Source organism: Trinickia terrae (assembly GCF_005144415.1).
Taxonomy (GTDB): Bacteria; Pseudomonadota; Gammaproteobacteria; order Burkholderiales; family Burkholderiaceae; genus Trinickia_A; species Trinickia_A terrae.
This window is the reverse complement of record NZ_SWJE01000010.1, coordinates 356,679-380,291: the sequence shown is the minus strand read 5'-3', so window position 1 is coordinate 380,291 and position 23,613 is coordinate 356,679. Positions and strand designations below refer to the sequence as shown.

The window sequence follows — 23,613 nt, the reverse complement described above, 5'->3', positions numbered from 1 at the left end:
TGTCAAGTCAAGCGGATGTGGCGGGTTGGGGCGAGAGGCCGTCGACCCAGCGAAGGATCGCCGCGACGACCTCGAACAGCTCTTCGGGAACCGGTTGCTTCTCGGGCACCTTGTGCAGCATCCGCGCGATGGGCGGATTGGCGACGATCGGCACGCCGCACTCGGTCGCATAGCGGCGCAGCAGCAGCGCCTCGTCGTCGACGCCCTTGGCGATCACGACGGGCAGCGGGTACTCGGTGGGGTCGTAGCGCAGCGCGACCGCGTAGTGCACAGGGTTCACGACCACCACGTTCGCGCGCGAGACCCCGCGCTTGGGCGCTTCCTGGCTCAGCTCCTTGGCCATGCGCTTGCGCTCGCCCTTCAGTTCCTGGTTGCCTTCGCTGTCCTTGAACTCGCGCTTCACCTCGTCCTTCGACATGCGGTTCTTGCGGATGAACTGCCAGTGCTGCAGCTTGTAGTCGAATGCGCCGATGACGACGAACACCGCGAGCGCGACGATGACGACGTGCATCAGCACCGACCACAGCACGGCGATCAGCTGCGGCACCGACTGGTCGAGCGAGCTCGCGACGACCGGCATCGACGACTTGATCGTCTGCCACATCACGGCGATGAGGACCAGGGCCTTGAGCGTCATCTTCCCGAGATCGATCAGCGCGTTCATCGAGAAGATCCGCTTGATGCCCGTCGAGGGCATCACCGCGTCGAACTTCGGCGCCACCGCCTGCGTCGAGATCTGCAGGCCGACCTGCGGCGCGAGCGCGAGGATCGCCGCGACGAGCCCGACCATGGCCATGCCGCACAGCAGGCCGACCGCGTGCAGGCCCATATCGGCGAGCGTGACCGACAGATCGTTGAGCGAGCGCTCGCCGTGCGTGAAGTCGATCGCGCTCTTGACGATCGACTCTATCGAGTCCACCAGATAGTGCTGCCCGGCGAAGAGCACGAGCACGACCGAGCCGAGGGTCGCCACTTCGACGAGGTCCGTGCTCTTGGCAACCTGGCCTTCCTCGCGAGCCTTCTTCAGCTTCTTCTCTGAGGGCTCTTCGGTTTTCTCGTCACTCATGACAGGCGTCCTTCGCTGTTGCGTCCGCCGGCGCCGCGGGATCGGGCTGCCGTGACGCTACGTTAGCGGCGCCCCGGCGGCGGGCCGTGCGCGGATGCGAAGTCCGGGCACATACCCCGAAGCGACGCCCGGCGGACGCCCTGGGGACGGCCGGGGGACGCCCGGCGCGCTTCGGATTCGGCTCGCCGCTTCGCAATTCGTTGTGCGACTTCGTGCCCGGGGGGTGCCTGCCGGGCGGCGTTGCGTAACTTAGCGTCAACGGAGCAGGGCGTGATGACGCGCACTGGATCGAATCTGATTGCTTGGGGGAAAAGGATGGACGTTCTGAAGGATCAGCCGCAATGCCCGTCGACGGTGGTCGGCGCGCTCGTCGACCTGGCCGGCGCCGCATTCGCTCGCAGCGGGACCTACGCGGGAGTCGACGTCGACGACATCGAGCACCTGGTCGACATGCTGCACCTGCTGCGCCCTGGCAACGCCGAATTCTCCTATTTCGACGGCTGGCTGCACATGCTGCGCCACGAGTGGAGCGAGGCGGAGGAGCTGTTCCGCGGCCTCGTCGAGCGCTCGGTCTGCCTGCCGTCGAGCCGGGGGATGCTGCTGCAATGCCTCAAGGCGCGCCAGGAGTTCGGCTGGCAGGACGAAGCCCGCAAGATCGTCGAAGAGGGCGGCGACAAGGATGTGACCCGGCTCGCGAAGCTGCTTCTCGCGAGCGACGAATTGAAACAGGCGGCTGCGACGGCGCGGCGTACCGGGCGCTTCGTCGCTCCCGAGTCCGCGCTGGCTTTCGAGGAGGAATCCAAGGCCGGGGAGAGCGGAGCCGTCGCGGCGCCGCCGCAGTCTCAATCTCAGTCGGCGAGCGACCTGCTGCTGACGATCCATTACATGCGTATCTGAGCTTGGCGCTCGCCACCGGAGAATCGACATGAGCCTCACCGCCGCATCGCAGTTCCACTACGAGATCGCTCGCGCGACCGAGACGGCCGCCCAGGAAGCGAGCCCGGCGCCCCAGGCGCTGGCCGACAAGTTTCAGGCGATGATGGCCCAGGCCACGCCGGCCGTGCCCGCGGCGCACCCGGGCGAGCACGCCAACATCGTGACGAAGGCGGTCGAGGAGCAGGCGGACTACTACCGCCAGGTGCCGAACGACGTGATGTACATGACGCAGCACATGAGCGCGCTCTCGATGGAGCGCCTCGCCGCCGCGGACATGACCATCCAGCTCGAGATCGCGAGCCTCAACGCCGACCTGCAGGTGAAGATGGCCACGGTGCAGTCGTCGAAAGACGCCGTCCAGACCCTCATGAAGAACCAGTGACATCATGAAACCGACCACGACGATCCAATCCCAAAGCACGTTTGCCCGGTGGCGGCGGCCTCTCTTCGCGATGGCGCTCGTGCTGTCGCTCGCCGCGTGCAAGCAGGAGCTCTACGGCCAATTGAGCGAGACCGACTGCAACGAGATGGTCGCGGCCCTGCTGCAGTACGGCGTCGATGCCGAGAAAACCACGCCCGATGGCGGCAAGACGTGGTCCGTCCAGGTCGGCGACAAGGAGATCGTGCACGCGATGGACGTGCTGCGCGCGCGCGGCCTGCCGCACAAGAAGTACGACGATCTCGGCCAGCTCTTCAAGAAGGACGGCATGGTGTCGACGCCGACCGAGGAGCGCGTGCGCTTCATCTACGGCCTGTCGCAGGAGCTCAGCGATACGTTGTCGAAGATCGACGGCGTGGTGGTCGCGCGCGTGCAGATCGTGCTGCCGAACAACGATCCGCTCGCGCAGTCGGTGAAGCCCTCGTCCGCCGCGGTGTTCATCAAGTACCGGCCGGACGCGAGCGTCGAGACGCTCACGCCCGCGATCAAGAACCTCGTCGTGCACAGCATCGAGGGGCTCACCTACGATCAGGTCAGCGTGACGTCGGTGCCCGCGGATGCGCTGGATCTCCAGGCGAAGGCCGACCGGCAGGACGGCTCGCTGATTTTCGCGGGCGGCGCGCTCGGCGTGGCGCTGCTCCTCGCCGCGGGCGCCTTCGCCCTGCTGCGCGGCAAGTCGGACAAGCTCAAGGGCGAGGGCCTCGGCGGCCTGCTGTCGAAGCTCGGCGCGCGCAAGCCGAAGACGGCGGCATGATGGAAGCCGCTCCCTCCGCCCTGGCCGCGCGGCTCGTCGAACATCACCGGCTGCGCCGCACGCTGTTCGAATGGATGCATCCGCAGCGCCTGGCCGGCGTCCCGTACGCGGAGTGCGTGCGCGGCAGGGAGGCCCGTGAGACGGCCGCGCTGGCCGAAGCGTTTCTCGACGAGATCGGGATGGCGGCTCCGCCGCTCACGGCATTCGGCCCGCCGGATGCCGCGCTGGCGCAGCTGCCGGTGAGGGAGTGCCTGACGGTGTTCCGCTTGCGTGCGCTCTTCGAGCGCGTCGAGGAAGTGCGCGCGTGGATCGACCGGCCGCGCCGCAACCTGCTCGCCGACTGGGTCGGCCCGCATGGCGTGCGCCTGCTGCTCGCGCCGCGGCGCGCGCTGGCCGGCAAGGCGGCGCCGTTGACGCGCCACCGGCCGCTTGACGCCGCGGACGGCGACGCGCTCACGTGGCTCGGCTTCAGGCTGTTCGAGCGCGAATGCGGCTGGGCGCCCGACGGCCCGCTGGCGATCCTGCAGCTCGCGATGCCGGCGGACGCCTCGCAGCTGGCGCTCGCGGCCGGGCTGGAAGGCAATCCTGGCCGCTTGTCCGCGAGCCGCTTGTCCATGAGCGGCTCGATCCTTTCGCAACTGCCCAACTTGTTTCCGGAGTGGTCATGGTGATCTGGTTACGCAATCCGCAGGCCGAAGGCCCCGAGGCGGGCCTCGGGGTCGGCATCGCCGGCGACGTGCTGCGTGGCGAAGACCTCGCGACGCTCGTCGAGATCGATGCCGGCTACGTCGAAATCCGCCGGCAGTGCGACGCGGCGCTCGAGGCCGCGCGCGACGAGGCGAAGGCGATCGTCGAGGCGGCCTGGGCCCAGGCCGATGCGCTGCTTGCCCAGGCGCGGGAGACGTACGAGAGCGCGGCGGAACGCGGCTACGACGACGGCTTCGCGCAAGGGCTCACCGACTGGCACGAGCGCGCCATGCAGGCGCACGTGGACGCGCAGACGCTCGGGCGCCGGCGGCGCGACAGGCTGGCCGAGCTCGTCGCGCTCGCGGCGGAGCAGATCGTGGCGACGGCCGATCCGGCTGCGCTGTTCGCCTGCGCTGCGAAGACGGTGGAGCAGATCGTCGCCGACGGCAGCCCGCTGCAGTTGAGCGTGCATCCGTCCGATCTCGGGGCGGCGCGCGCGGCGTTCGGCGAAGCCGCGCGCGGATGGCGCGAGGCGGGCCGCGCGGTGCGGCTCTTGGTGAGCGCCGATGCGACGCTCGAGCCGGGCGCCTGCCTGATCGAGACCGATCTCGGCGCGCTCGACGCGAGCTTGTCGCATCAACTGACGGCGATGCGCGGCGCCTTGGCGCGTGCGGTGAGCAGCGTGCCGGAGGAGGATTTTGCGGGCGATGGGCTGGCCGGCGACGAGCCTGCCGGCGACGCGGAGGCCGCATACGCAAGCGGGCGTGACGAGCCGGCGTACGCCGAGAGCGGCGAGGACGCTTATGCCGGCGAGGACGCCACGCAAGAGCCGGCCGCCTACGCGGACGATGGATACGAAGCCGGCGTGCCCGAGGGCGGCGAATACGCCGCCGAGAGCAACGACGAGATGGAAGCTGCCGCGCTCGACGCCTGAGCGTGCGCCGCTACGACGCGAACTGAAGAACGGGGAAGAACGCACCATGATCGACAGCGCCGACGATCTGCTGGCCGCACAGGCCCGCAGCAACGAGGAAGACCCGCAAGACCGCGAAGACATGACCTCCGGGCGCGGCTTCCCCGGCCTCATGAACGCGATCGAGCGCGAGCTGCGCGCGCGTCCCGCGCCCGCGGCCTGCGGCAAGGTCCAGGAAGTGATCGGCACGCTGCTGCGCGTGTCGGGCCTGGAAGCGACGCTCGGCGAGCTCTGCGAGCTGCGCTCTCCGCAAGGCGAGCTTTTGCAGCGCGCCGAAGTCGTCGGTTTTTCGCGTGACATCGCGCTGCTCTCGCCGTTCGGCCGGCTCGGCAGCGTCTCGCGCGCGACGCGCGTGATCGGCTTGAAGCGCCCGCTCTCGCTGCGCATCGGCGAGGGCCTGCTCGGCCGCGTGATCGACAGCCTCGGCGAGCCGATCGACGGCCGCGGCGAGCTCCAATGCGACGAATGGCAGCCGGTGCTGGCCGATCCGCCCGATGCGATGTCGCGGCCCGTGATCGATACGCCGATGCCGACCGGCGTGCGCGTCGTGGACGGCATGATGACGCTCGCCGAAGGCCAGCGCATGGGCATCTTCGCGCCCGCTGGCGTCGGCAAGAGCACGCTGATGGGCATGTTCGCGCGCGGCGCGCGCTGCGACATCAACGTGATCGCGCTGATCGGCGAGCGCGGCCGCGAAGTGCGCGAGTTCGTCGAGGACATCCTCGGCGAGGAGGGCATGGCGCGCTCGGTCGTCGTCTGCGCGACCTCCGACCGCTCGTCGATCGAGCGCGCCAAGGCCGCCTATGCGGCCACCGCGGTCGCCGAATACTTCCGCGACCGCGGCGCGCGCGTGCTGCTGATGATGGATTCGCTCACGCGCTTTGCGCGCGCGCAGCGCGAGATCGGTCTCGCGATGGGCGAGCCGCCGACGCGGCGCGGCTTCCCGCCGTCGATCTTCGCCGAGCTGCCGCGCCTGCTCGAGCGGGCGGGCCGCTCGGAGCACGGCTCGATCACGGCGCTCTACACCGTGCTCGCCGAAGACGAATCGGGCGGCGACCCGATCGCGGAGGAAGTGCGCGGGATTCTCGACGGCCACATGATCCTCTCGCGCGAGATCGCCGCGCAGAACCGCTACCCGGCCATCGACGTGCTCGGCAGCCTCTCGCGCGTGATGACGCAGATCGTCGGGCGCGATCACGTCGCCGCGGCCGGCCACATCCGCCGTCTGATGGCCAAGCACAAGGAAGTCGAGCTGCTGCTGCAGGTGGGCGAGTACCAGGCCGGCGCCGATCCGCTCGCCGACGAAGCGATCGCCAAGATCGACGCGATCCGCGCGTTCCTCGGCCAGGCCACGAGCGACCTGGTCGATCCCAGCGACACCGTGGCGATGCTCTACGAGCTCGCGCAGTCCTAGGGTCTGTTTGCATATGGAACGCGCATGCGATTTCGGGCATTCCCCTGGAATGAATTTCAAGTTTGGGGTTGCCACGAGAACGGCCGCTCGCCGCGTTGCGCTCCTTGCGAATACGTCCAGTATTCGCGGCGTCGCGCGCCTCGCGAGCGGCCGTTCTCGTGGCAACGCATGCGCGTTCCATATGCAAACAGACCCTAACCGGAGGCCATGATGAAAGACCGGCGAGTCGTAGCGTTCGAGCGGGTGCTGTCGCGCCGCCGCCAGCTCGATCGCAAGCTGAATTCGGCGCTGGCCGGGCTGCGCGGCGAGTCGCAGGCGCTGGCCGGCGCGCTCGACGAGCGCCTCGGCGCGGTCGAGGCGCAGGCGGCCGAGCTCGCGAACCAGGACGGCAAGATCGAGGCGATGTTCGGCGGCACGCGCTTTCGGGCCGACGAGCTGCTGAAGCTGCGCGATTTCCGTTCGCACGCGGCCGAGCAGCACGCGGCGCTCGAGGCGCAGGCCGCGCAGGCGCAGAACGCGCTCGACAGGAAAGAGGCGGAGATCGGCGAGGCGCGCGCGCGGATCCTGCGCAATCGCGCGCGCATCGACATCTACGACAAGCGCCGCGACCAGCTCGTCAAGGCCATCGAGCTCGCGATCGAGGATGCGCAGGACGAGGAAGCATCGGAAAGCCGCCGCCCGCGCGCGGCGTACTGACCAAGGCAGGCAATAGAAATGAGCGAGATTACCTACGCATCGATCGAATCCAGCCACCAGCTGGTGAAGTACATGATCATCCTCGGGCTGTGCAGCGAGCGCCTGATGGTGCTGATGATGATTTTCCCGCCGACCTCGGACAACGTGATGCAGGGCCGCCTGCGCACCTCGCTCGCAATGCTGTGGGGCAGCTTCGTCGCGTTCGGGCAGCGCGGCCTCTTGGAGCAGGGCGATGCGACGATCCTCGTCGGCATCGGCCTGAAGGAGGCGCTGATCGGCATCGTGCTCGGCTTCGCGGCGTCGAGCGTGTTCTGGGCGGCCGAATGCGTCGGCACCTACGTCGACGACCTGACCGGCTTCAACCAGCTGCAGATGCAGAACCCGAGCCAGGGGCAGCAGACCTCGCTCACCTCGACGCTCCTCTCCCAGTTCGCGATCGCCGCGTTCTGGTGTCTGGGCGGCATGACGTTCCTGCTCGGCGCGATCTACGAGTCCTACACCTGGTGGCCGATTCAGAGCCTGGCGCCGGCGAGCACGAAGGTGGTCGAAGCGTTCGTCCTGATGAAGACCGACTCTTTGATGGAGACCGTGGCCAAGCTCGCGACGCCGATGATGGTGCTCCTCTTGCTCATCGACATCGGCTTCGGCTTCACGGGCAAGGTCTCGCAGAAGCTGGACCTGCACTCGCTCGCGCAGCCCGTGAAGGGCGCGCTCACGATCCTGATGCTGGCGCTTCTGGCCGGTGTCTTCATCGATCAGGTGCGCGACCAGCTCTCGCTCGCCGGCGTGGCCGCCGAGGCGCGGGCGCTGTCGAGCGCCAAGTGAGCGCCGGACCGCCGGTTTCGAATGTATTCGCATACTGCTGGGAGAAAAACATGATGCAAGCGAGGGAAGCCATGGACAACAACAAGATCGTTGCCGGGATGATGGACGTGCTCTGGGCCGGCGCGGGCCTCGACACGCTTTCGGACGTGCAGGACCTGCTCGATGCGATCGCCGTGCTGCGCCCCGACCACGACGAAGCGCGCGTGGTGCTCGCCTGGTGGCACGTGCGAGCGCGCGCGTGGGGCAAGGCGTTGACCGAACTGCGGCGCGTCGAGCGCGAAGGCATGCTGTCCTCGCGCGGCACGGCGCTCGCGGCGGTCTGCCTGTATGCGCTTTCCGATCCGGCCTGGCGCACCTATGCGTACGCGGCGGCGTATCAGTCCGATGACCCGATGGCCACGCGCACCGCGCAGGCGCTGCTCGCGGCCCCGGATGCGATGCAGCGGTAGAGGGGTGCGGCGGAGGCGAACGCTTGTTCGCCTCCGCGCTGCAAACTTCGCATCGCCGCCATGCGCTCCGTTACCGCGAATTACAGTGAAAGCCAGAAAGGCATAAACGATTCTTCGGCTGCGGACCTTGCGGCCTCCACCTCTTGGAGCACTCATGTCTACTTCGATCGTTTCGGGGCAGTATTCGACCAATCCGCTGAGCGACTTCTCCAACGGCGCAGTGCAACAACCGCAATCGGCCGTTCTCGATGAGCTGATCGCCGAGCTGGAGCAAATGCTGAGCGGGATGGGTTCGAACAGCGGATCGTCCGGTGGCGGCTCCGGCAGCTCCGGCGGTTTGGGCGGTTTGGGCGGCGCAGGCGGCACGCCGGCGCCGGCCAGCTTCACTCCGGGCGAAAGCACGGCTCCCCGGACGTCGGTCGGCACAGTTACCGGCACCAACGGCGGATCCGGGCCAGGAAAGGTCAACCTGGGCGGCTTCAGCGACCTGCAATTGCCGGTCGGCAATGGCGGTCACGCCCAGAACATCCACGGCAACATGAGCGAGATCAACAACCAGTACTTCAAGCAGAATCCCAACGGCAGCGTCACGTTCACGGTGCCCGACGGCGACACGGCGAAGAACCCTGGCTCCAGCTACCCGCGCTCGGAGCTCTCCGAGAACGGCTCGTGGCACATGGGCGACGGCACGGCCACGATGAGCGCAAAGCTGTCGATCGACAAGGCGCCAAACAGCAAGGACATCGTCATTGGACAGATCCACGAGCGGCAGGGCACCAACGGCAAGCCGCGCCCGCCGCTCGAGCTTCACTACCGCAACGGCGATATCGTCGCGAGCGTCATGGACAACAGCAACAGCGCGAGCGCGGGCCGTCATGACATCGTCATCGCCAAGAACGTGAATCCGAAGGACATCAACTACAACATCTCGCTTGGGAAGAGCGGCCAGCTGAACATCGAAGCGAACGGCCAGAGCAAGTCAGTGCAGCTGAGCGGAAGCTTCGGGAACGCCGATCTTTACTTCAAGGCCGGAAACTATACGCAGGATTCGAGCGCGCACAACGGCGGATCGGCAGTGACGTTCTCCGGACTCAATATCACGCATACCTGAAGATCCGCGGCTTCCAAGCCGCTCACTCATCGACATATCGACATCGGCCTCGGCTTCGCGGGCAAGGTCCCGCGCAAGCCGGGGCCTGCGCGCGTTCGCGCTGCCCGTGAAGGGGGCGCTCACGATCCCGGTGCCCGCGCTTTTGGCGTGATGCGCCCAGGGCCTATTGCGAACGGCGCGTGCCGCAAGGCGCAGCTTCGCACTTCGCGACTCGACTTCGGATGTACCACAGGGGTGTCATATGGCACCTCGAATATGAACGTATATCGTTCACCCAAGATGCATCGCGATGTCGACCAAGACGACCACTCTGATCACGGCGCCGACACCTGGGCCGCAGGCGCATTCCGCAGCCGATGCGAATAGTGCGCCCGCCGCCCAGACGCACGCGCCCGCACCCGCGACGCAGGCGGCGCCGGTGCGGCAGACCGGCGTCCTCTCCGGCCTGAGGTCGCGTGCCGCCAAGGTCGGCCATGCCATCGCTCATCCGAAACAGGCGACCATCCCGCTCGACGTCACCGCGATGTCGGCGTTCCGGATCGCCAGGCGAGGCCGGACGACTCTGCCTCACCACGTGGACGGGGACGGGGATGTCTCCGTGCCGGCGCCGACTCTGTCCGGCCCCCCCGATGCCGGCACCCCCGAATCGCTCGCCTACACGTCGACTGCCAAGGTGATGCGCAAGCCCCAGCGCGAGATGCAAAAGGCGATCGGCGGGTTCAACAAGGTCGACGCCAAAGTGGCGCTGCCCGAGGACGGCGGCGCGACGGACTCGTTGCAGAAATTGGCGGAAAAGCGTTTTCCCGGCCAGGACGAGGACGCGATCCGTGTCCTCGTGGTCCGGACCGCCTGGTGCACGCAGACGGGAGACTGGCAGCGGTTACCCAAGGAGGTGCGCACCGCGCAGCGCGAGCTGCTGCTCGACGCGCTGGCGGAGGTGTCCTCAGGCGATCCCAGCCGTGCGCAGAACGTGCTTGAGCGCATGCAGAAAGGCTTGGACTTCGCAGCGGGGCCGGCGCCGGCCGGAGCGCTCGCGAATGACGAAACCTCGCCTGCGTGGCGAGCGGCTCAGCATCTCGCGCTGACGGCGAACGGCTACGATTGCGCGCGCCGGTTGGCGGGCGGCTCATGGCCCCAGGACGACAGCGACATCCATTACGCGCCGAGAGTGTGGCTGCAAGCCGCCAACGAGCTCGTCAAGGAGACCGGATGCAGCGCCGACCCTGCGAGCGTTCAGCTCATGGAGCTGTCGCTGTCGCACACGGCAGGCATTTCGCCAACGCTGCAAGCCAGCCATGCGTCTTCGATCACGCATGCCGCGTCGAAGCTCTTGAAGGGGGGCGAACTCAACGACGGCGACAAGGGCGCGCTGCTCGCCGGCCGACAGGGCTTTCTCACCGACGGCCCGGGCACGCCGTTCGCCGCCACCAAGAACCGGATGGCGCGCTTTCTGAACCATACGATTCCCCGCGCGACGTCGGACAGTCCAACACTAAACGCGGAAAACGGCGAGGACGAGGTCCCCGTCGCCTCGCAGCGCAAAGCCGCTGCGGCACTGGTGCGGCCGTTCGGCTACCAGAAAAGCGCGGTCACAGGGATGCTCGACGGCGTCGAGGGCGCCGGCCTCGGCACGTGGGAAAAGGACGAGAAGAAGCTCAACGAAGCCGTCCGCGGCGTCTTCGACGCCTTGGGGCAGCTTCCGGCGCCGGCCAGCAACGGCCCGGCGCAGCGCAGCAAGCTGCAGAGCAATAGCCGCGCGATCCATCAGCTGGTCCATCAGGCCGAGCTCGAAGTGCTGGCGAATCGCTCGCGGCAGCCTGCTCCCGCCGGCTCGAAGGGACATCCGATCGAATACGGGAAGAAGCTCGACGATGCGACGCTCGACGAGATCGCTCGGAACGTTGCGAGCAAGATCGACGACCATATAGCCCAGCAGAATACTCAGCTGGCGGCACAACAGCCTGGACAGACGGGGGCCGCGCCCGCCCGCAGCAGCAAGTTCAAGCTGTTCGCGAGCCGCGAGACGCGCGTTCAGAACCTGATGACGGGGTTCCGCGACAAGGTGAGCGTGGCGGACCCGAACGACGCGCGCGCGCTCGAGGCTGCGCGCAAGCTCGTGCGCAAGCATCTGACCAACGGCTCGGACGTCATCGACACGGCGAAGATAGAGGTCTTGCGCAAGCGTTGCGAAAACGAGCTGCCCAACATGACGGACGACTCGGTCAGAAAAAAGGCAACGAAGAACATCGACGCGATCGACCGGATCATGCTCGGCAAGAAGATCACGCCGCGCGGCACGACGACGGCCGACTTCCGCGAAGCCGGCGAGCGCATCATCGACGCGATCGAAGGCAGCGGCAAGGCCACCATCACCGACGGCGGCCAATTGGGCGTCAGCACGCGCGGCATCACCGCCACGGCGGCATCGTTCCCGCTGATCGCGCCGCGCCTGAACCTGCAGGCCTCGCACGGACGTCAGTCCGTCTTCGAGTTCAACCGTTCGACGCCCGCCTACAAGATCAGCTTCGGCACACAGCAAAGAACGCGCTTGGACGCCGGCGTCGGCGTGCAGCTCGGCCACAACTTAGGGATTGCCCGCGTGGGCGGGAACATCGAGGGCGGATACGAATGGGACGACACCCAGCAGTGCACGGTCGATCTCAGCATCGCGCGCCGCTTGAAGGACGACGACGATGCCTATAACGAAACGGAAGGCAGGCGGCAATTGAAGGAGGTCAACACCTATCTGTTCGACAACGCGGGCAAAGGCAAGAGCGAAAAGACGCTGTGGAATGAGCTCGGCGCGAAGTTTTACGACCGCGACGACTTCTCCGTTGCCTGGAACAACCAGGTCGGCGAGCTGAGGCGCGTGCAGGCCACGGCCGATTTCCGGGCGGGCGCGAAGGTCGGCGCGGGCAAATATACGGCGCGCATCAACGGCATCGCCGGCGGTGCGTATCAATACGTGCCGCGCGCGACGCTCGATGTCGTCGACGCATCGGGACAGACGAAAATCGAGTCCCATCGTTTCGGCAGCGGCCATCGCGCCGGCGTGCAGATCGGCGTCACCGCGACCGTCAGCGATTCGCTGAAAAAGCACGGCGAGGTCCACAAGACCGATATCGCGACCGTGTCGATGCTTACCCCAAGCCTGTTCGGCATCCAGGCCCAGCTTCATGACTCGTTCCACCAGGCGAAGGTGACGCTCGTGCGCGAGCGCGGCAAGATCAACCTGCGCGCGTCGAATGCGGACACCGAGATCGCGAACTTTTCCCAATACAAGCAGGCGCTGCGCACGGATCCGGCGTGGATGCTGGCGTTCGGCCTCAAGGACAAGCCGATGCCGACCACCCAGGCGGGGTACGACGAGGCGCTCAAGAAAGGCAGCGACAAGATCGAAGAGTACCTGTCCGGCCTTTCCGAGAACCAAACGCAGAACCTCAAGTTCGTCCTGCGGCGGCGTATTCGCGAGGCGGCCGCCCAAAAGGCCGATGCGCTGGACGACCGGATCACCGCCCTCGAGGCGCGCAATCACGCTGATGATGCGGGCGATATCCAGAACCTCGTCAAGCAGCGCGATGCGCTTCTCAAGCGCAGCGACTCGTGGTTGCCGACGGAGCTGCTGACCATCCAGACGAATGACCAGCAGATCTCGACGGGGCTGCGGATGGGCATTCAGGTCGCGGTGCAAAAGGGCGCGCGCGGCGAGCGCGAGGTGGCGGCCCTGAAGGTGAAGCCGAAGCAAGCCGACAAGCTGGACAAGGTTTGGCCGATGCAGAGCGATCAGGCGGGGAGCGCTCAGGCGGGGCAAGCCGGCGCGTGAGGCGACGCCTTCGCATCTCGCGTCGATGCTTCGTGTGTCCGGCCAAGCCCAATAGGCCGGCTGCAGCTTCGGCGCGACGGTGTAGCCCGAGGGGGCCGAGAAGCCAAGACAGCCCGCCCTCGCTGCTGAGCATCCCTTATTTTCCGTGCTGCCGAGGCGAAGGGGCATGACAATCCGACGAAGACGCTCAAGCCGAGCTCGATACAGGCTGCCTATTCTCCCAGGACCGCGGAGCGGATCCTGCGTGATGCCGAGACGCGGGCATCCTTGGATACGTGGCCACGCTGAATCCCGATCAGTCGGGTCTGCTCCATATGGGCCGGAAAGCGGCAGGCCTTGAAAGTTCGGAAGACCCGAGACGGTCCACAGGTCAGCTGCGTGGCCTATACGAAGGCGGAGGAGCCGGGCGTCCCGTTGAATCGAAAGGTGGCGGAACCGCGTTTTCCGGTGGCGATGTATGCCGCGAAAAGAGGATGGACGGTTGTGAAGACGCAAGGCGAGCTTGCCGACATGTACAGGAAGTACAACGTCGCATTGAAAGAAAGCTGGACGCCGCGCGGCAGCGTCTCGTTCGAAGGCCCGGACAACAACGTCGCCATGGTGCGGCGCGCTTCGGCCCATTCGACGGACAGCGGCCCTCCGTCAAGACGGCCGTCGCGTGTGAATCTCCCCTGGGCAAATCGACGCCTGAATCCAGCACCCGAAAAAAAGCCCGGCTGCTCCTTGCGGAGCGCCGGGCAAACAGTAGAGCCGCCGACGTGATCGCTCCGCGGTGGTTCTCTACCGACCAGGGCTGGTCGGAAAGGCGACTATAGCCGCGCCAAGCGGGAGGCGAATCGGGCGGGTTCGCGTTTCGCAACGCGACTTCGGGTGAGGGTGTCGATAGCCACGCGGTGCGTCAGGAGATCCCTGATGCAAACGATTGCCGAGAATCGTATGACTAAACCCACACTGTGAGACGCCGATATCCCAATTGCGGACACGGTGGCGAATGGGCGGCCCGTCATCGCGCACCCCCCGGCAGATTGCGGATCCAGCCGTTTGTATGGAGAGCCAGAATGCTGAAGAGCCAGCAACGCACCTTGTTCCAGGCGCCGATGTTTCCGCGCGCGGCGCCCTTTCGCGCATGTGTTCTATTCGTGGCGGCGGTTCTCGTGCAAAGCGCGGCCCCCTGCAGGGCGCAGGACGCCGACCCGGCGCTGAAGGCGTCGTTCGCCCGCCCGGCGTCCATTCCTTTCCCCGCCGACAATCCCTACACGCCAGCCAAGGCGACGCTGGGCAAGATGCTGTTTTTCGACCCCCGTCTGTCGCGTGACCGCAATATCAGCTGCGCGAGTTGCCACAATCCTTCTTTCGGCTGGGAGGTGCCGTTCGCCCAGGCGATCGGCGCGGGCGGCAAGCCGTTGCCAAGGCATGCGCCCACGGTGCTGAATCAGGCGTGGTCGCACGAGTTCTTTCTGGACGGGCGGGCCCCCTCGCTCGAGGAGCAGGCCAAGGGACCCATCCAGTCGGCGGCGGAAATGGACCTGCCGCTCGACACCGCGGTCTCCAGGCTGAACGAGGTGGCGGGATACCGGCGCGCATTCGAGACCGCCTTCCCGAAGGACGGCTTGAATGCAACGACGATCGTCAAGGCGATTGCGACGTACGAGCGGACCGTCGTCAGCGCGCAGACACCCTTCGATCGCTGGATCAGCGGCGATTCGCACGCCTTGTCGGAGAGCGAGCAGCGCGGCTTCCATCTCTTCACCGGCAAGGCGCATTGCATCGCCTGCCATGGCGGCTGGAATTTCACCGACAACAAGTTCCACGACATCGGCCTCGTGACCGACGACAAGGGACGATCCGGGGTCACGAAGAACCCCGCCGACGACTATGCGTTCAAGACACCCGGGCTGAGGGAAGTCGCGGCGCGCGCGCCCTACATGCACAAAGGCCAGTACGCGACGCTGGAGGCGGTCGTCGCGCACTACGAGACCGCCGGGGTCCAGCGCCCCACGCGCGATCCATTGATCCAGCCGTTCACGTTGAGCGGGGCCGAGCTCACCGACCTGGTGGCGTTCCTGAAGAGCCTGTCGAGCCCCCAGGCGACGCTCAGCATGCCGAATCTTCCGGCCAACTGATCCGGAGACCACGATGAATCTCGTCAAACAAAGTCTCTATCTGTGCATCGGCGTTCTGCTCGGGCTGATCGGCTTGCAGGGCATCCAGTCGCTATGGCAAACCCACTCGCTCGCTGCGGCAACCGAGGAAATCGTCCGCAGCAACGCCATGTCCGCCAATGCGGAGAAGCTGTGGGTCAGCTTCCTCGATACGGAAGCCACCTTCCGCCAGGCGATCGCCTTCACCGATCCCGACCAGGAGGACAGCAAAGTCCGCGCCTTCAATCAGCAGGCGGAGCAGCTCCGCCAGGCAGCCAGGCTGCTTCAGGACGGCAGCGCGGGCGCGGCGTCCGGCGTGGCCGACGCCACGACATCCAAGGTCGAGGCGTGGCTGGCCCTGGCTGCGCGCTTTGTCCGCAACGAGCCGGCCACGGAGCTTCCGTCCTACCATCTGCTCGACGCGGCGCACGACGACCTGAAGAAGCAACTCGGCGAGCTGCTTGCACAAAGCGCCGAACGGGCCGATGCGGCCGTCGCGACGAGCCGCACGCTGGCGCAGCGCGCGCAGTGGTGGACGGCCGCGGAGATGGCCTTTGCCGTGGCGCTGGGCGTGTCGCTCGGCTGGCTGGCGCTGCGCAGTCTCTATCGCCAGCTGGGGGCCGATGCCGCGGAGGTTGCGCGGGTCGCCAATGCGGTGGCGAGCGGCGACTTGAGCGTCAGGATCGACGCCGCGCGCGTGCCCGGCGGCAGCGTGATGGCCGCGACGGCGCGCATGCAGCAGTCGCTGATCGATACGGTGACGAACGTGCGCGCGATCAGCGCGGGGCTGGCGAACGGAACGGACGACATCGCGGTCGGCAACGGCGACCTGAGCATCCGCACCGAACAGCAGGCCGCCGCGATCGTCCGGACGGCGGCCACGATGGAAGAGCTGGACACGGCGGTCCGTCACAGCGCGGACCAGGCGACGCAGGCGAGCAAGCTCGCGGGACTCGCAAGCGATGTCGCCGCCCAGGGCGGCTCGGTGGTCGGCGATGCGGTGCAGACGATGCGCGGCATCAACGAGAGCAGCCGCCGGATCGTCGACATCATCGGAGTGATCGACGGCATCGCGTTCCAGACCAACATCCTGGCGCTGAACGCCGCCGTGGAGGCGGCGCGCGCCGGCGAGAACGGGCGTGGCTTCGCGGTGGTGGCCGGCGAGGTTCGCGTGCTGGCGCAGCGCTCCGCCAGCGCGGCGAAGGAAATCAAGGAACTGATCACGAGCAGTGTGAGCCGGGTGGAAGAGGGCTCGTCGCTGATCGAGCGGGCGGGTCACACGATGGACGAAGTCCAGCAGTCGATTCGCCGGGTCACGGACGTGATGGAGCAGATCCGCCAGGGCAACGTCGAGCAGAGCGGCAAGATGGGTCACGTCGGTCAGGAGATCGGGCAGCTCGACACCGCCACGCAGCAGAATTCGGCGCTCGCCGTGGAGACTGCAAGGGCTGCGGAATCGCTCAGGGAGCAGGGGCATCGGCTCGTCGAGGCCGTCTCGGTGTTCCGGTTGCCGGTGCAAGCCTGAACGGCCTATCGGGTCCATTGAAAAAAACAATCGGGGGTGGCACGAAATAAAAGCGCCAATGAACCGTTATCGAGGATCGAGACGGCGCCGTACGCACGGCGCCGCCAAGAAAAACGTGAATAACGAACGGCTCATCGAGACAAGGCGCACGGATGATTACGGGGAAAGGGTTTAGGCATGTCTGCGCGGCCTGGCTGGTCGCAGTGACAGGCACAGGCGCGCTGGCGGCAAGCGGGGCCGCTGCGGGGATCGTACATGTCCACGTCGTGGACGAGAATGGGGCGCCGGCCGCGAACGCGGTCGTCTATGCGACGCCGGTCGACGGCAAGCTGCCCAAGCGCCGGCCCGCGAGCACCTCGATCGCCCAGCAGAACAAGACGTTCGTGCCGCTCGTCTCGGTCGTGCAGACCGGGGCTGCGGTGAACCTGCCGAACCTCGACGCCATCGCGCACGACGTCTACTCGCTCTCTCCCGCGAAGCGCTTCGAATTGAAGCTCTATCGCGGCATCCCTCCTCGTCCGGTCGTGTTCGACAAGCCCGGCCTCGTCGTGCTCGGCTGCAACATTCACGACACGATGATCGCGTACCTGCTCGTCGTCGACACGCCGTATTTCGCCAAGACCGATGCGAACGGCGATGCGGTGCTGGCCGACGTGCCCGCCGAGCGTTATCGCCTGACCGCCTGGCACTACCGCCAAAGCGACCCGAAGGCGCAGCAGACGAAAGAGGTCGACGCGGCCACGGACAACGCCGTGACGTTCGTCATGAACCTCGACACCCCATAGCCGGCACATCGGGTATGCGCCTGCACAAGCTGCGATCGAAGATCGCACTCGTATTCGTGCTGCTGATGCTGGCCGTTCAGGCAGCGGTGTTCATTGCGGCTGACCGGGTGATCGCCTCGGTGGCGCGAGCCCATGTCGACGAGCAGCTCGACGTCGGCGAGCGCGTGTTTCGCCGCGTGCTGCAATCGGATACCGCAAGGCTCACGCAAGCGGCGGGCATCGTCGCCGCGGACTTCGGCTTTCGCGAAGCGGTCGCGACCGGCGACGAGGCGACCGTGATGTCGGCGCTGCGCAATCAAGGGGACCGCATTCGCGCCGACGTCGCGATGCTGGTGAACCTCGAGGGCAAGCTGATCGCGGATAGCCGCACGCCGTCGGGCGTCGGCTCGCCGTTCGCGTTTCCGGCGCTGCTCGAGCACCCGGCCCGCAAGGACGCTGCCACGCTCATCGGCAGCATCGGCGGCAAGGCGTATGCGCTAGTCGTCGTGCCGGTCAAAGCGCCGACGACGATCGCCTGGGTCGCCATAGGCTTCTCGATCGACGATGCCTTCGCTGCGCAGATGCACGACGTGACGTCGCTCGACGTATCGTTCATGACGAGGGTCTCCGGCAACCGATGGACGATCGCGGCCAGCTCGCTGCCCGGGGAGGAGCGCGGCGCGCTTCAGCGCGCGAGCGGCGGCGCGATGTTCGCCGACCGGCACGACACCTCCCTTCAGCTGAACGATGGTTTCGGATCGCGCGCCGTCTGGCTCGCGCCATACGGGGAGCCCGTCGTCGCCGTGCTGCAGAAATCGATCGCCGAGGCGATCGCGCGCTTTCGCCAGCTTCAGGTGGCGCTGTTGCTGCTCACGCTCGCCGGCGTCGCCGTTTCGATTGCGGGCGCGACGCTGACCGCGCGCAGCGTGACCCGGCCGCTTGCCGAGCTGACGCGCTTTGCGCGGCGCATCGGGCGCGGCGAGTACGACGCATCGATCTCGATCTCGCAGAAGGATGAAATCAGCGAGCTCGCCGCCGCATTCAGCCAGATGCGCAACGATATCGCCGAGCGTGAAGCGCGCATCACGAACCTCGCCTACGTCGATACGCTGACCGCGCTGCCCAACCGGTTGGCGTTCTGCGAGCGGCTCGAAGAGGCCATCGATCGATCCGGGCGCGAGGCCGGCTCGCTCGCGGTCATGGTCATGGACATCGACCGCTTCAAGTACGTGAACGATGCGCTCGGCCATCACGCGGGCGACATGCTGCTGCGCGAGGTCGGCAAGCGCCTGCGGCAAGCGCTTCCGCACGCATCCGATCTGGTGGCGAGGCTCGGCGGCGACGAGTTCGCCATGCTGCTGCCGCACAGCGGCCCGGACGCCGCGCAACGCGTGGCGAATGCCTGCCTGAAAGCGCTCGAAGCGCCGATCCAGATCGAGGAGCATTTTGTCGACGTCGGCGCGAGCCTCGGCATCGCCTGCTTCCCGCAGCACGGCGCGGACATGCCCACCTTGCTGCGCCGCGCGGATGCGGCGATGTACGTGGCCAAGCGCGCGAATACCGGCGTGGCGATGTACGACGCCTCCAGGGAGCGCGGCGGCGCGGAGCGCCTTTCGCTGATGAGCGAGCTGCGCCATGCGATCGACCACGGCGAATTGCGGCTCTACTACCAGCCGAAGGTCGACCTCGCGACGAACGCGATGGCGCACGTGGAAGCGCTCGTGCGCTGGGTGCATCCGGCGCGCGGCATGGTGCCGCCGGGCGAGTTCATTCCGTTCGCCGAGCAGACCGGCTTCATCCGCTCGATTTCACGCTGGGTCGCGGGCGAAGCCATCGCGCAATGCGCGCGCTGGCATGCGCTCGGGCTCGAGCTCAACGTGTCGATCAACCTGTCGGCGCGCGACCTCGGCGCCGACCTGCCCGACGCCCTCGATGCGCTCCTGCGCCGCCACGGTCTGGACGCCCGCTGGCTCTGGGTCGAAATCACCGAAAGCGCCTTGATGGACGACCCCGCGCACGCGATCGACACGCTCGAACGCTTGCATCGGCTCGGCATCCGTCTTTCGATCGACGATTTCGGCACCGGCTATTCGTCGCTCGCTTATCTGAAGCGGATGCCCGTCAGCGAGCTCAAGATCGATCGATCGTTCGTGATGGGCATGACGGGCGATGCCGATGACGAACTGATCGTGCGCTCGACGATCGCGCTCGCGCACAACATGGGGCTGCAAGTGGCGGCGGAGGGCATCGAGGACGAAGCGACGCTCGCGCGCCTGCGGGCTTTGCATTGCGATATCGCGCAGGGGTATTACCTGAGCCGGCCGCTGCCGGCCGATAAGGTGGAGGGGTGGTTGCGGGAGTGGAATGAAGTGGTGGCGGCGTGCTCGCAGACGCAGTCGGGGTGATGTCGCGAATGAGCCGGTTGCCGGGCGGCGCTTGGGCTTGGGATGCGACGGGCTCAGCCCGTCGCCGCATGCGCGCGCGACTGTCAGGGCAGGTCGCGGTCGGGAATTTTGCATAGCTCCTTCAAAGCCAGCTCGGCCATTCTGTTGACCTGCATGAAGTCCTTGGTTGAAAACTTTGATGTATCAACACCGGCGCTGCCGTGGGCCTCGGATGAAAGCTGAGCCCAATGCTCGGCCGGGAGCTCGTCTTCCTGCATGACTTTGCGCGCGAAAATCAGGCTTGCAAAAAATGCATTGACCTCATTTCGCAATGGGTTTTTGTCAGCCATTTGGCTCCGTTTTGGGGCTATCGTGTCCACTAGGCAAAGCGCCATATTCATCGCCGGTTCGGTCAGCTTTGCTTTTTTGACCGCGGCGGAGAACGAGTCTCCGAGATGCATCTCGCTAGCGTTCATTTTCTGCGCCATCATCGAGCCGTTCACATGCGCATCCTTGTCGCTCACAGGCTTTTCCCAGTCTTTAGGGACGTCCCCGCTGACAAAGGAAAATAGTTTGGTTGCCTCCCAAAAGGCCTTCCGGTTCTGTTCCAGATCTTCCGCGTCCGATGAGGGTGTCAACGAGTTGCCATGACTGCGAAGAGACGATGAAAGCTCTGCCCAGGCTGCGGCGGAGAAGTGCTTGTCCTGCGTTGTTTTGCGCGCGAGCATCAGGCTCGCCAAGGCTGCCTTGTCGTCGTACCGGAGTGGATTGTCGGGCGCCATCTTCGAACGTCGTGCAAGAACAGTTTGCAGAAGACTCTCGGCGACACTGGCTTCCGAGGCGGTCAATCCGGCCTCCCTTCGGCCGATATGCATGATTTCGTCTATCTTCTCAGGGGGTTGGCGGCTGTACTCGATGGCTCCGGGTTTAATAACGCCGAATAGGCGAAGTACGGCAAACTCGGCTTTCATATTCGCCTGCGCCAATTCCCTCGTATCCTTGGGCGCGTGTCCGGCGATCCCGTCGAGCCCGGATGAGACCGTTGCCCATGCTGTACCGTTGAATGAATTCTCATCGAGCTTGGATGCGACCATCAAGCTCGCCATAAGCACATTCTTTCCGTTTTTCAACGGGCTGTCGCCTTCGATCTCGCCGTGGCGTTGGGCGATTTCATTCATCAACTCAACGGCGCATTCCATGATCGGCTTGGGCATCCTGGTGCGTTGCATTGCCCATTCCGCCATCTTCTTATACGTGGACGCCGGCGTGTCGGGCCAGTGCTCCTTCAACGTGCCTGCCATTGTTCGGGCGAGCGCCTGTTGTTCGGCGAGCGCCACTTGCGGATTGGCGTTCCACCCGTCATTTTTGAGGAAGGCCGGTCTTTCCGCGTGTGACGACGTTATTTCTTCGCTTGGCGCTGTTATTGCCTCGCGTGGCGGCGCAATTGTCTTGCTTGAAGACGCTATTTCCTCGTTTCGCGGCATTTCCGTTGGATCTGATATGCAGCCGATCAGTTTGAAAAGCTTGTCGACGAGCGATCCCCGGTTCCCGCGGCTCTTCCTGTCTGTCTGGGCGAGGGGGGGAGCATTGACAGCCGGTGCTTTGACAGCCGGCGTTTCGACAGCCGGCGTTTTGACGGCCACTGTCTCGAACGCCGGCATTCTCGCCGTTCCCGGCTCGTCGGCCGTGCGCATTCCCGCCAGCCTGGCGAGCGTGACCCTCGGCCTCACTGACGACGGCGTCTGATTGGCGGGCGCCGCGGGACGCGGAGACGGCCCGCCGGCAGGCAGTGCCGCCGTTTGGCGCTGGCGTGTGCTCGGCCCGGTCCGGCTTGACGTAGCTTGCGATGGAGAGCCGCCGGAAGGCTCCGCCAAACCGGTAGCGAGCGGGTGGGCCGATGTGGATGGAATTCGAGTTCTCATATTTGCCTCCAGAGCAATGGTGAGCGCGGCGGAAAGACGAACTGCCGGATCTCGCATCTCGTGAGCGTACTGACTGGAGCGGCATGCCCGCGCCGCGCCCGCGAAGTGCGAATACGTTTCCCGAAGCAAATCGTCGGCGGCATCGCTGCCGGGCCGCTACGCATCGATGGACTTTGCTTCGCATTCGACCTCTTGAAAAACCCGCTTTGCGCTACACTTGCGCCCATCGCGTCATGCCGGCAGCACACGTGCGCACCGGCACCCACGACGAAGCAATCGAACAACAGGCGGAGAGACACGTCGATGACCGCTGCAGACTTACCCAGCATGCTTCCCGAGATGCTTCCGCGGCTGTGGGCGTTCGCGCTGCGCATCGCCGGCGATAAGCACGATGCGGAAGACCTGGTGCAGCGCGCCTGCGTGAGGGCGCTTGAACGCGCCCATCAATTGCGGCCCGACACGGCGCCGCTCAGCTGGATGTTTTCGATTGTCCATACCACCTGGATCAACGAGTTGCGCATGCGCAGCGTGCGCAGGCGTTCGAGCATGGAATGGGACGACGGCGTGCTCGAGAACGTCGCCGATCCCGCTGGACAGACGCCCGAAACCGCCCTGATGCACGGCCAGATCATCGATGCCGTTCAGCGATTGCCGGAGACGCAGCGCGTCGTCATGCTGCTCGTCGCGGTGGAGGGATTGAGCTATCAGGAAGCCGCCGATGCGCTCGGCGTCCCCATCGGCACGATCATGAGCCGGCTCTCGCGCGCGCGGCAGGCAATCGGCGCGCAATTCGCCGCGCGCGGCGGTCCGGCAGGCGCCGCGTCCCGGAGCAAGGACTCGATGGCATGAAAGTCGACGAAACCTTACTGATGGCTTATGTGGACGGCGAGCTGCCCCAGGCGCAACTCGCCGAGGTCGAAGCGTTCATCGCCGGCTCGGCCGAAGCCGCCGAGCTCGTGAAGATGTTGCGGGCGTCGCAGGCCGACTATCGCGCGGCGTTCGAGCAGCAGGCGTTGCCGCCGCTGCCCGCGAGCCTCGTCGGCAGCATCGATGCGCTGATTCGCGAACACCGCGACGCGGCTGACTCGCCTCGGAGTGCCGCAGGCGCGCCGCGCCGCTCGCGGCTGCGCACCGTGCCCTCGTGGCTCGCCGCCGCCTGCGTGGCCGGCGCCTTTTGCACCGGCCTGCTGCTGCGTCCCGCGCCGCCTGCAGCCACCACCGTGGCGGCGAGCGGCATGTCGCCGTGGGTCACCGCCGCCGCGGACTATCAGAGCCTCTATACGCGCGATACCGTTGCGTACACGCAGGCCGACATGAACGGGGCGGCCACGGTCGTCGAAGACGTGCGGGCAAAGGACCACCTGGACGTGCACGTTCCCGACCTGAGCCGTGCTGGCCTGGAGTTCAAGGCGATCCGGCGGCTCAACTTCCATAACAAGCCGCTCGTGCAGATCGTCTATTTGCCGAAGGAAGGGCCGCCGGTCGCGCTATGCGTGATTCGCGAGCCGAAGTCCGATGCGGCATTGCAGGCTCGAACGGTCGATGCGATGCAGGTGGTCACCTGGCGGCAGGCCCAGCTCGGATACGCCCTGATCGGCAAGCCCGGCAGCGCGGATCTCGAAGCGATCGGCAAGCAGATTGCGGGGCGCGGCACCGGGGCCCTGTTGTAAGTCCGCTTTCAAGCCGATATCCCGAGCATGCCCG

20 protein-coding genes are annotated in these 23,613 nt (G+C 66.3%); 18 read left to right on the top strand and 2 right to left on the bottom strand.

Annotated elements, in window-relative coordinates; all coding sequences use genetic code 11:
- Positions 1 to 7: 7 nt before the first annotated feature.
- Positions 8 to 1,066 (bottom strand): type III secretion system export apparatus subunit SctU, encoded by a 1,059-nt coding sequence (sctU, locus tag FAZ69_RS20180; RefSeq protein ID WP_136896834.1) that lies wholly within the window; start codon positions 1,064 to 1,066, stop codon positions 8 to 10.
- A 315-nt stretch (positions 1,067 to 1,381) separates the two neighbouring features.
- Between sctU and FAZ69_RS20175 the strand changes: the two genes are divergently transcribed.
- The 16 genes from FAZ69_RS20175 (at position 1,382) to FAZ69_RS20100 (ending at position 20,008) form a co-directional block, all read left to right on the top strand.
- The gene (locus FAZ69_RS20175; protein WP_136896833.1) at positions 1,382 to 1,963 is read left to right on the top strand and encodes an HrpB1 family type III secretion system apparatus protein; all 582 of its coding nucleotides are present in this window, start codon (positions 1,382 to 1,384) and stop codon (positions 1,961 to 1,963) included.
- A 28-nt stretch (positions 1,964 to 1,991) separates the two neighbouring features.
- Positions 1,992 to 2,384, top strand: a complete 393-nt coding sequence (locus tag FAZ69_RS20170) for a serine kinase (protein ID WP_136896832.1) — start codon at positions 1,992 to 1,994, stop codon at positions 2,382 to 2,384.
- Positions 2,385 to 2,388: 4 nt separating this feature from the next.
- Positions 2,389 to 3,195, top strand: coding sequence for a type III secretion system inner membrane ring lipoprotein SctJ (gene sctJ, locus FAZ69_RS20165; protein WP_136896831.1), 807 nt, complete (start codon positions 2,389 to 2,391; stop codon positions 3,193 to 3,195).
- Positions 3,192 to 3,866: a type III secretion protein HrpB4 gene (locus FAZ69_RS20160; RefSeq protein WP_136896830.1), complete on the top strand. Its 675-nt coding sequence runs from the start codon at positions 3,192 to 3,194 to the stop codon at positions 3,864 to 3,866. Before sctJ ends, FAZ69_RS20160 begins: the two co-directional genes overlap by 4 nt.
- Entirely contained in the window at positions 3,860 to 4,816 is a 957-nt protein-coding gene (gene sctL / locus FAZ69_RS20155) for a type III secretion system stator protein SctL (protein ID WP_136896829.1), read from the top strand. The genes FAZ69_RS20160 and sctL overlap by 7 nt, the downstream gene beginning before the upstream one ends.
- Before the next feature lie 151 nt (positions 4,817 to 4,967).
- Positions 4,968 to 6,269 (top strand): type III secretion system ATPase SctN, encoded by a 1,302-nt coding sequence (gene sctN, locus FAZ69_RS20150; protein WP_240702366.1) that lies wholly within the window; start codon positions 4,968 to 4,970, stop codon positions 6,267 to 6,269.
- 210 nt (positions 6,270 to 6,479) lie between these two features.
- Positions 6,480 to 6,965, top strand: coding sequence for a type III secretion system protein (locus FAZ69_RS20145; RefSeq protein ID WP_136896828.1), 486 nt, complete (start codon positions 6,480 to 6,482; stop codon positions 6,963 to 6,965).
- An 18-nt stretch (positions 6,966 to 6,983) separates the two neighbouring features.
- A complete protein-coding gene (gene sctT, locus FAZ69_RS20140; protein ID WP_136896827.1) occupies positions 6,984 to 7,790 on the top strand; it encodes a type III secretion system export apparatus subunit SctT in 807 nt (268 codons plus the stop codon).
- Positions 7,791 to 7,840: 50 nt separating this feature from the next.
- Positions 7,841 to 8,239 (top strand): HrpB1 family type III secretion system apparatus protein, encoded by a 399-nt coding sequence (locus tag FAZ69_RS20135; RefSeq protein ID WP_136896826.1) that lies wholly within the window; start codon positions 7,841 to 7,843, stop codon positions 8,237 to 8,239.
- Between the two features lie 154 nt (positions 8,240 to 8,393).
- Positions 8,394 to 9,350, top strand: coding sequence for a polysaccharide lyase family 7 protein (locus FAZ69_RS20130; protein WP_136896825.1), 957 nt, complete (start codon positions 8,394 to 8,396; stop codon positions 9,348 to 9,350).
- 289 nt (positions 9,351 to 9,639) lie between these two features.
- The gene (locus tag FAZ69_RS20125) at positions 9,640 to 13,173 is read left to right on the top strand and encodes a hypothetical protein (protein ID WP_136896824.1); all 3,534 of its coding nucleotides are present in this window, start codon (positions 9,640 to 9,642) and stop codon (positions 13,171 to 13,173) included.
- A gap of 378 nt (positions 13,174 to 13,551) precedes the next feature.
- Entirely contained in the window at positions 13,552 to 13,935 is a 384-nt protein-coding gene (locus tag FAZ69_RS20120) for a hypothetical protein (protein WP_136896823.1), read from the top strand.
- Between the two features lie 296 nt (positions 13,936 to 14,231).
- Positions 14,232 to 15,296 (top strand): cytochrome-c peroxidase, encoded by a 1,065-nt coding sequence (locus FAZ69_RS20115; RefSeq protein WP_206171221.1) that lies wholly within the window; start codon positions 14,232 to 14,234, stop codon positions 15,294 to 15,296.
- A 13-nt stretch (positions 15,297 to 15,309) separates the two neighbouring features.
- Entirely contained in the window at positions 15,310 to 16,839 is a 1,530-nt protein-coding gene (locus tag FAZ69_RS20110) for a methyl-accepting chemotaxis protein (RefSeq protein ID WP_136896822.1), read from the top strand.
- Positions 16,840 to 17,042: 203 nt separating this feature from the next.
- Complete coding sequence (locus tag FAZ69_RS20105; RefSeq protein WP_240702352.1) at positions 17,043 to 17,624, top strand: cupredoxin domain-containing protein; 582 nt, start codon at positions 17,043 to 17,045, stop codon at positions 17,622 to 17,624.
- 14 nt (positions 17,625 to 17,638) lie between these two features.
- Positions 17,639 to 20,008 carry a putative bifunctional diguanylate cyclase/phosphodiesterase gene (locus tag FAZ69_RS20100; RefSeq protein ID WP_136896821.1) on the top strand — a complete coding sequence of 790 codons (2,370 nt, stop codon included), beginning with the start codon at positions 17,639 to 17,641 and terminating at the stop codon, positions 20,006 to 20,008.
- Between the two features lie 83 nt (positions 20,009 to 20,091).
- On the opposite strand, the gene FAZ69_RS20095 is transcribed toward FAZ69_RS20100, so the two are convergent.
- Positions 20,092 to 21,681, bottom strand: a complete 1,590-nt coding sequence (locus FAZ69_RS20095; RefSeq protein ID WP_136896820.1) for a cyclin family protein — start codon at positions 21,679 to 21,681, stop codon at positions 20,092 to 20,094.
- 531 nt (positions 21,682 to 22,212) lie between these two features.
- Here FAZ69_RS20095 and FAZ69_RS20090 point away from each other — a divergent pair.
- Together FAZ69_RS20090 and FAZ69_RS20085 are read left to right on the top strand one after the other, a co-directional pair.
- Positions 22,213 to 22,758 (top strand): RNA polymerase sigma factor, encoded by a 546-nt coding sequence (locus tag FAZ69_RS20090; RefSeq protein ID WP_136896819.1) that lies wholly within the window; start codon positions 22,213 to 22,215, stop codon positions 22,756 to 22,758.
- A complete protein-coding gene (locus FAZ69_RS20085) occupies positions 22,755 to 23,579 on the top strand; it encodes an anti-sigma factor family protein (RefSeq protein WP_136896818.1) in 825 nt (274 codons plus the stop codon). Before FAZ69_RS20090 ends, FAZ69_RS20085 begins: the two co-directional genes overlap by 4 nt.
- Positions 23,580 to 23,613: the final 34 nt, after the last annotated feature.

Coding starts and splice junctions, on each gene's coding strand:
- FAZ69_RS20110 (WP_136896822.1), top strand. CDS start 15,310: ATGAATCTCGTCAAACAAAGTCTCTATCTGTGCATCGGCGTTCTGCTC.
- FAZ69_RS20175 (WP_136896833.1), top strand. CDS start 1,382: ATGGACGTTCTGAAGGATCAGCCGCAATGCCCGTCGACGGTGGTCGGC.
- FAZ69_RS20130 (WP_136896825.1), top strand. CDS start 8,394: ATGTCTACTTCGATCGTTTCGGGGCAGTATTCGACCAATCCGCTGAGC.
- sctT (WP_136896827.1), top strand. CDS start 6,984: ATGAGCGAGATTACCTACGCATCGATCGAATCCAGCCACCAGCTGGTG.
- FAZ69_RS20085 (WP_136896818.1), top strand. CDS start 22,755: ATGAAAGTCGACGAAACCTTACTGATGGCTTATGTGGACGGCGAGCTG.
- sctU (WP_136896834.1), bottom strand. CDS start 1,066: ATGAGTGACGAGAAAACCGAAGAGCCCTCAGAGAAGAAGCTGAAGAAG.
- sctN (WP_240702366.1), top strand. CDS start 4,968: ATGAACGCGATCGAGCGCGAGCTGCGCGCGCGTCCCGCGCCCGCGGCC.
- FAZ69_RS20135 (WP_136896826.1), top strand. CDS start 7,841: ATGATGCAAGCGAGGGAAGCCATGGACAACAACAAGATCGTTGCCGGG.
- FAZ69_RS20095 (WP_136896820.1), bottom strand. CDS start 21,681: ATGCGCACGGCCGACGAGCCGGGAACGGCGAGAATGCCGGCGTTCGAG.
- FAZ69_RS20090 (WP_136896819.1), top strand. CDS start 22,213: ATGACCGCTGCAGACTTACCCAGCATGCTTCCCGAGATGCTTCCGCGG.
- sctJ (WP_136896831.1), top strand. CDS start 2,389: ATGAAACCGACCACGACGATCCAATCCCAAAGCACGTTTGCCCGGTGG.
- FAZ69_RS20160 (WP_136896830.1), top strand. CDS start 3,192: ATGATGGAAGCCGCTCCCTCCGCCCTGGCCGCGCGGCTCGTCGAACAT.
- sctL (WP_136896829.1), top strand. CDS start 3,860: ATGGTGATCTGGTTACGCAATCCGCAGGCCGAAGGCCCCGAGGCGGGC.
- FAZ69_RS20145 (WP_136896828.1), top strand. CDS start 6,480: ATGAAAGACCGGCGAGTCGTAGCGTTCGAGCGGGTGCTGTCGCGCCGC.
- FAZ69_RS20125 (WP_136896824.1), top strand. CDS start 9,640: ATGTCGACCAAGACGACCACTCTGATCACGGCGCCGACACCTGGGCCG.
- FAZ69_RS20115 (WP_206171221.1), top strand. CDS start 14,232: ATGCTGAAGAGCCAGCAACGCACCTTGTTCCAGGCGCCGATGTTTCCG.
- FAZ69_RS20170 (WP_136896832.1), top strand. CDS start 1,992: ATGAGCCTCACCGCCGCATCGCAGTTCCACTACGAGATCGCTCGCGCG.
- FAZ69_RS20100 (WP_136896821.1), top strand. CDS start 17,639: ATGCGCCTGCACAAGCTGCGATCGAAGATCGCACTCGTATTCGTGCTG.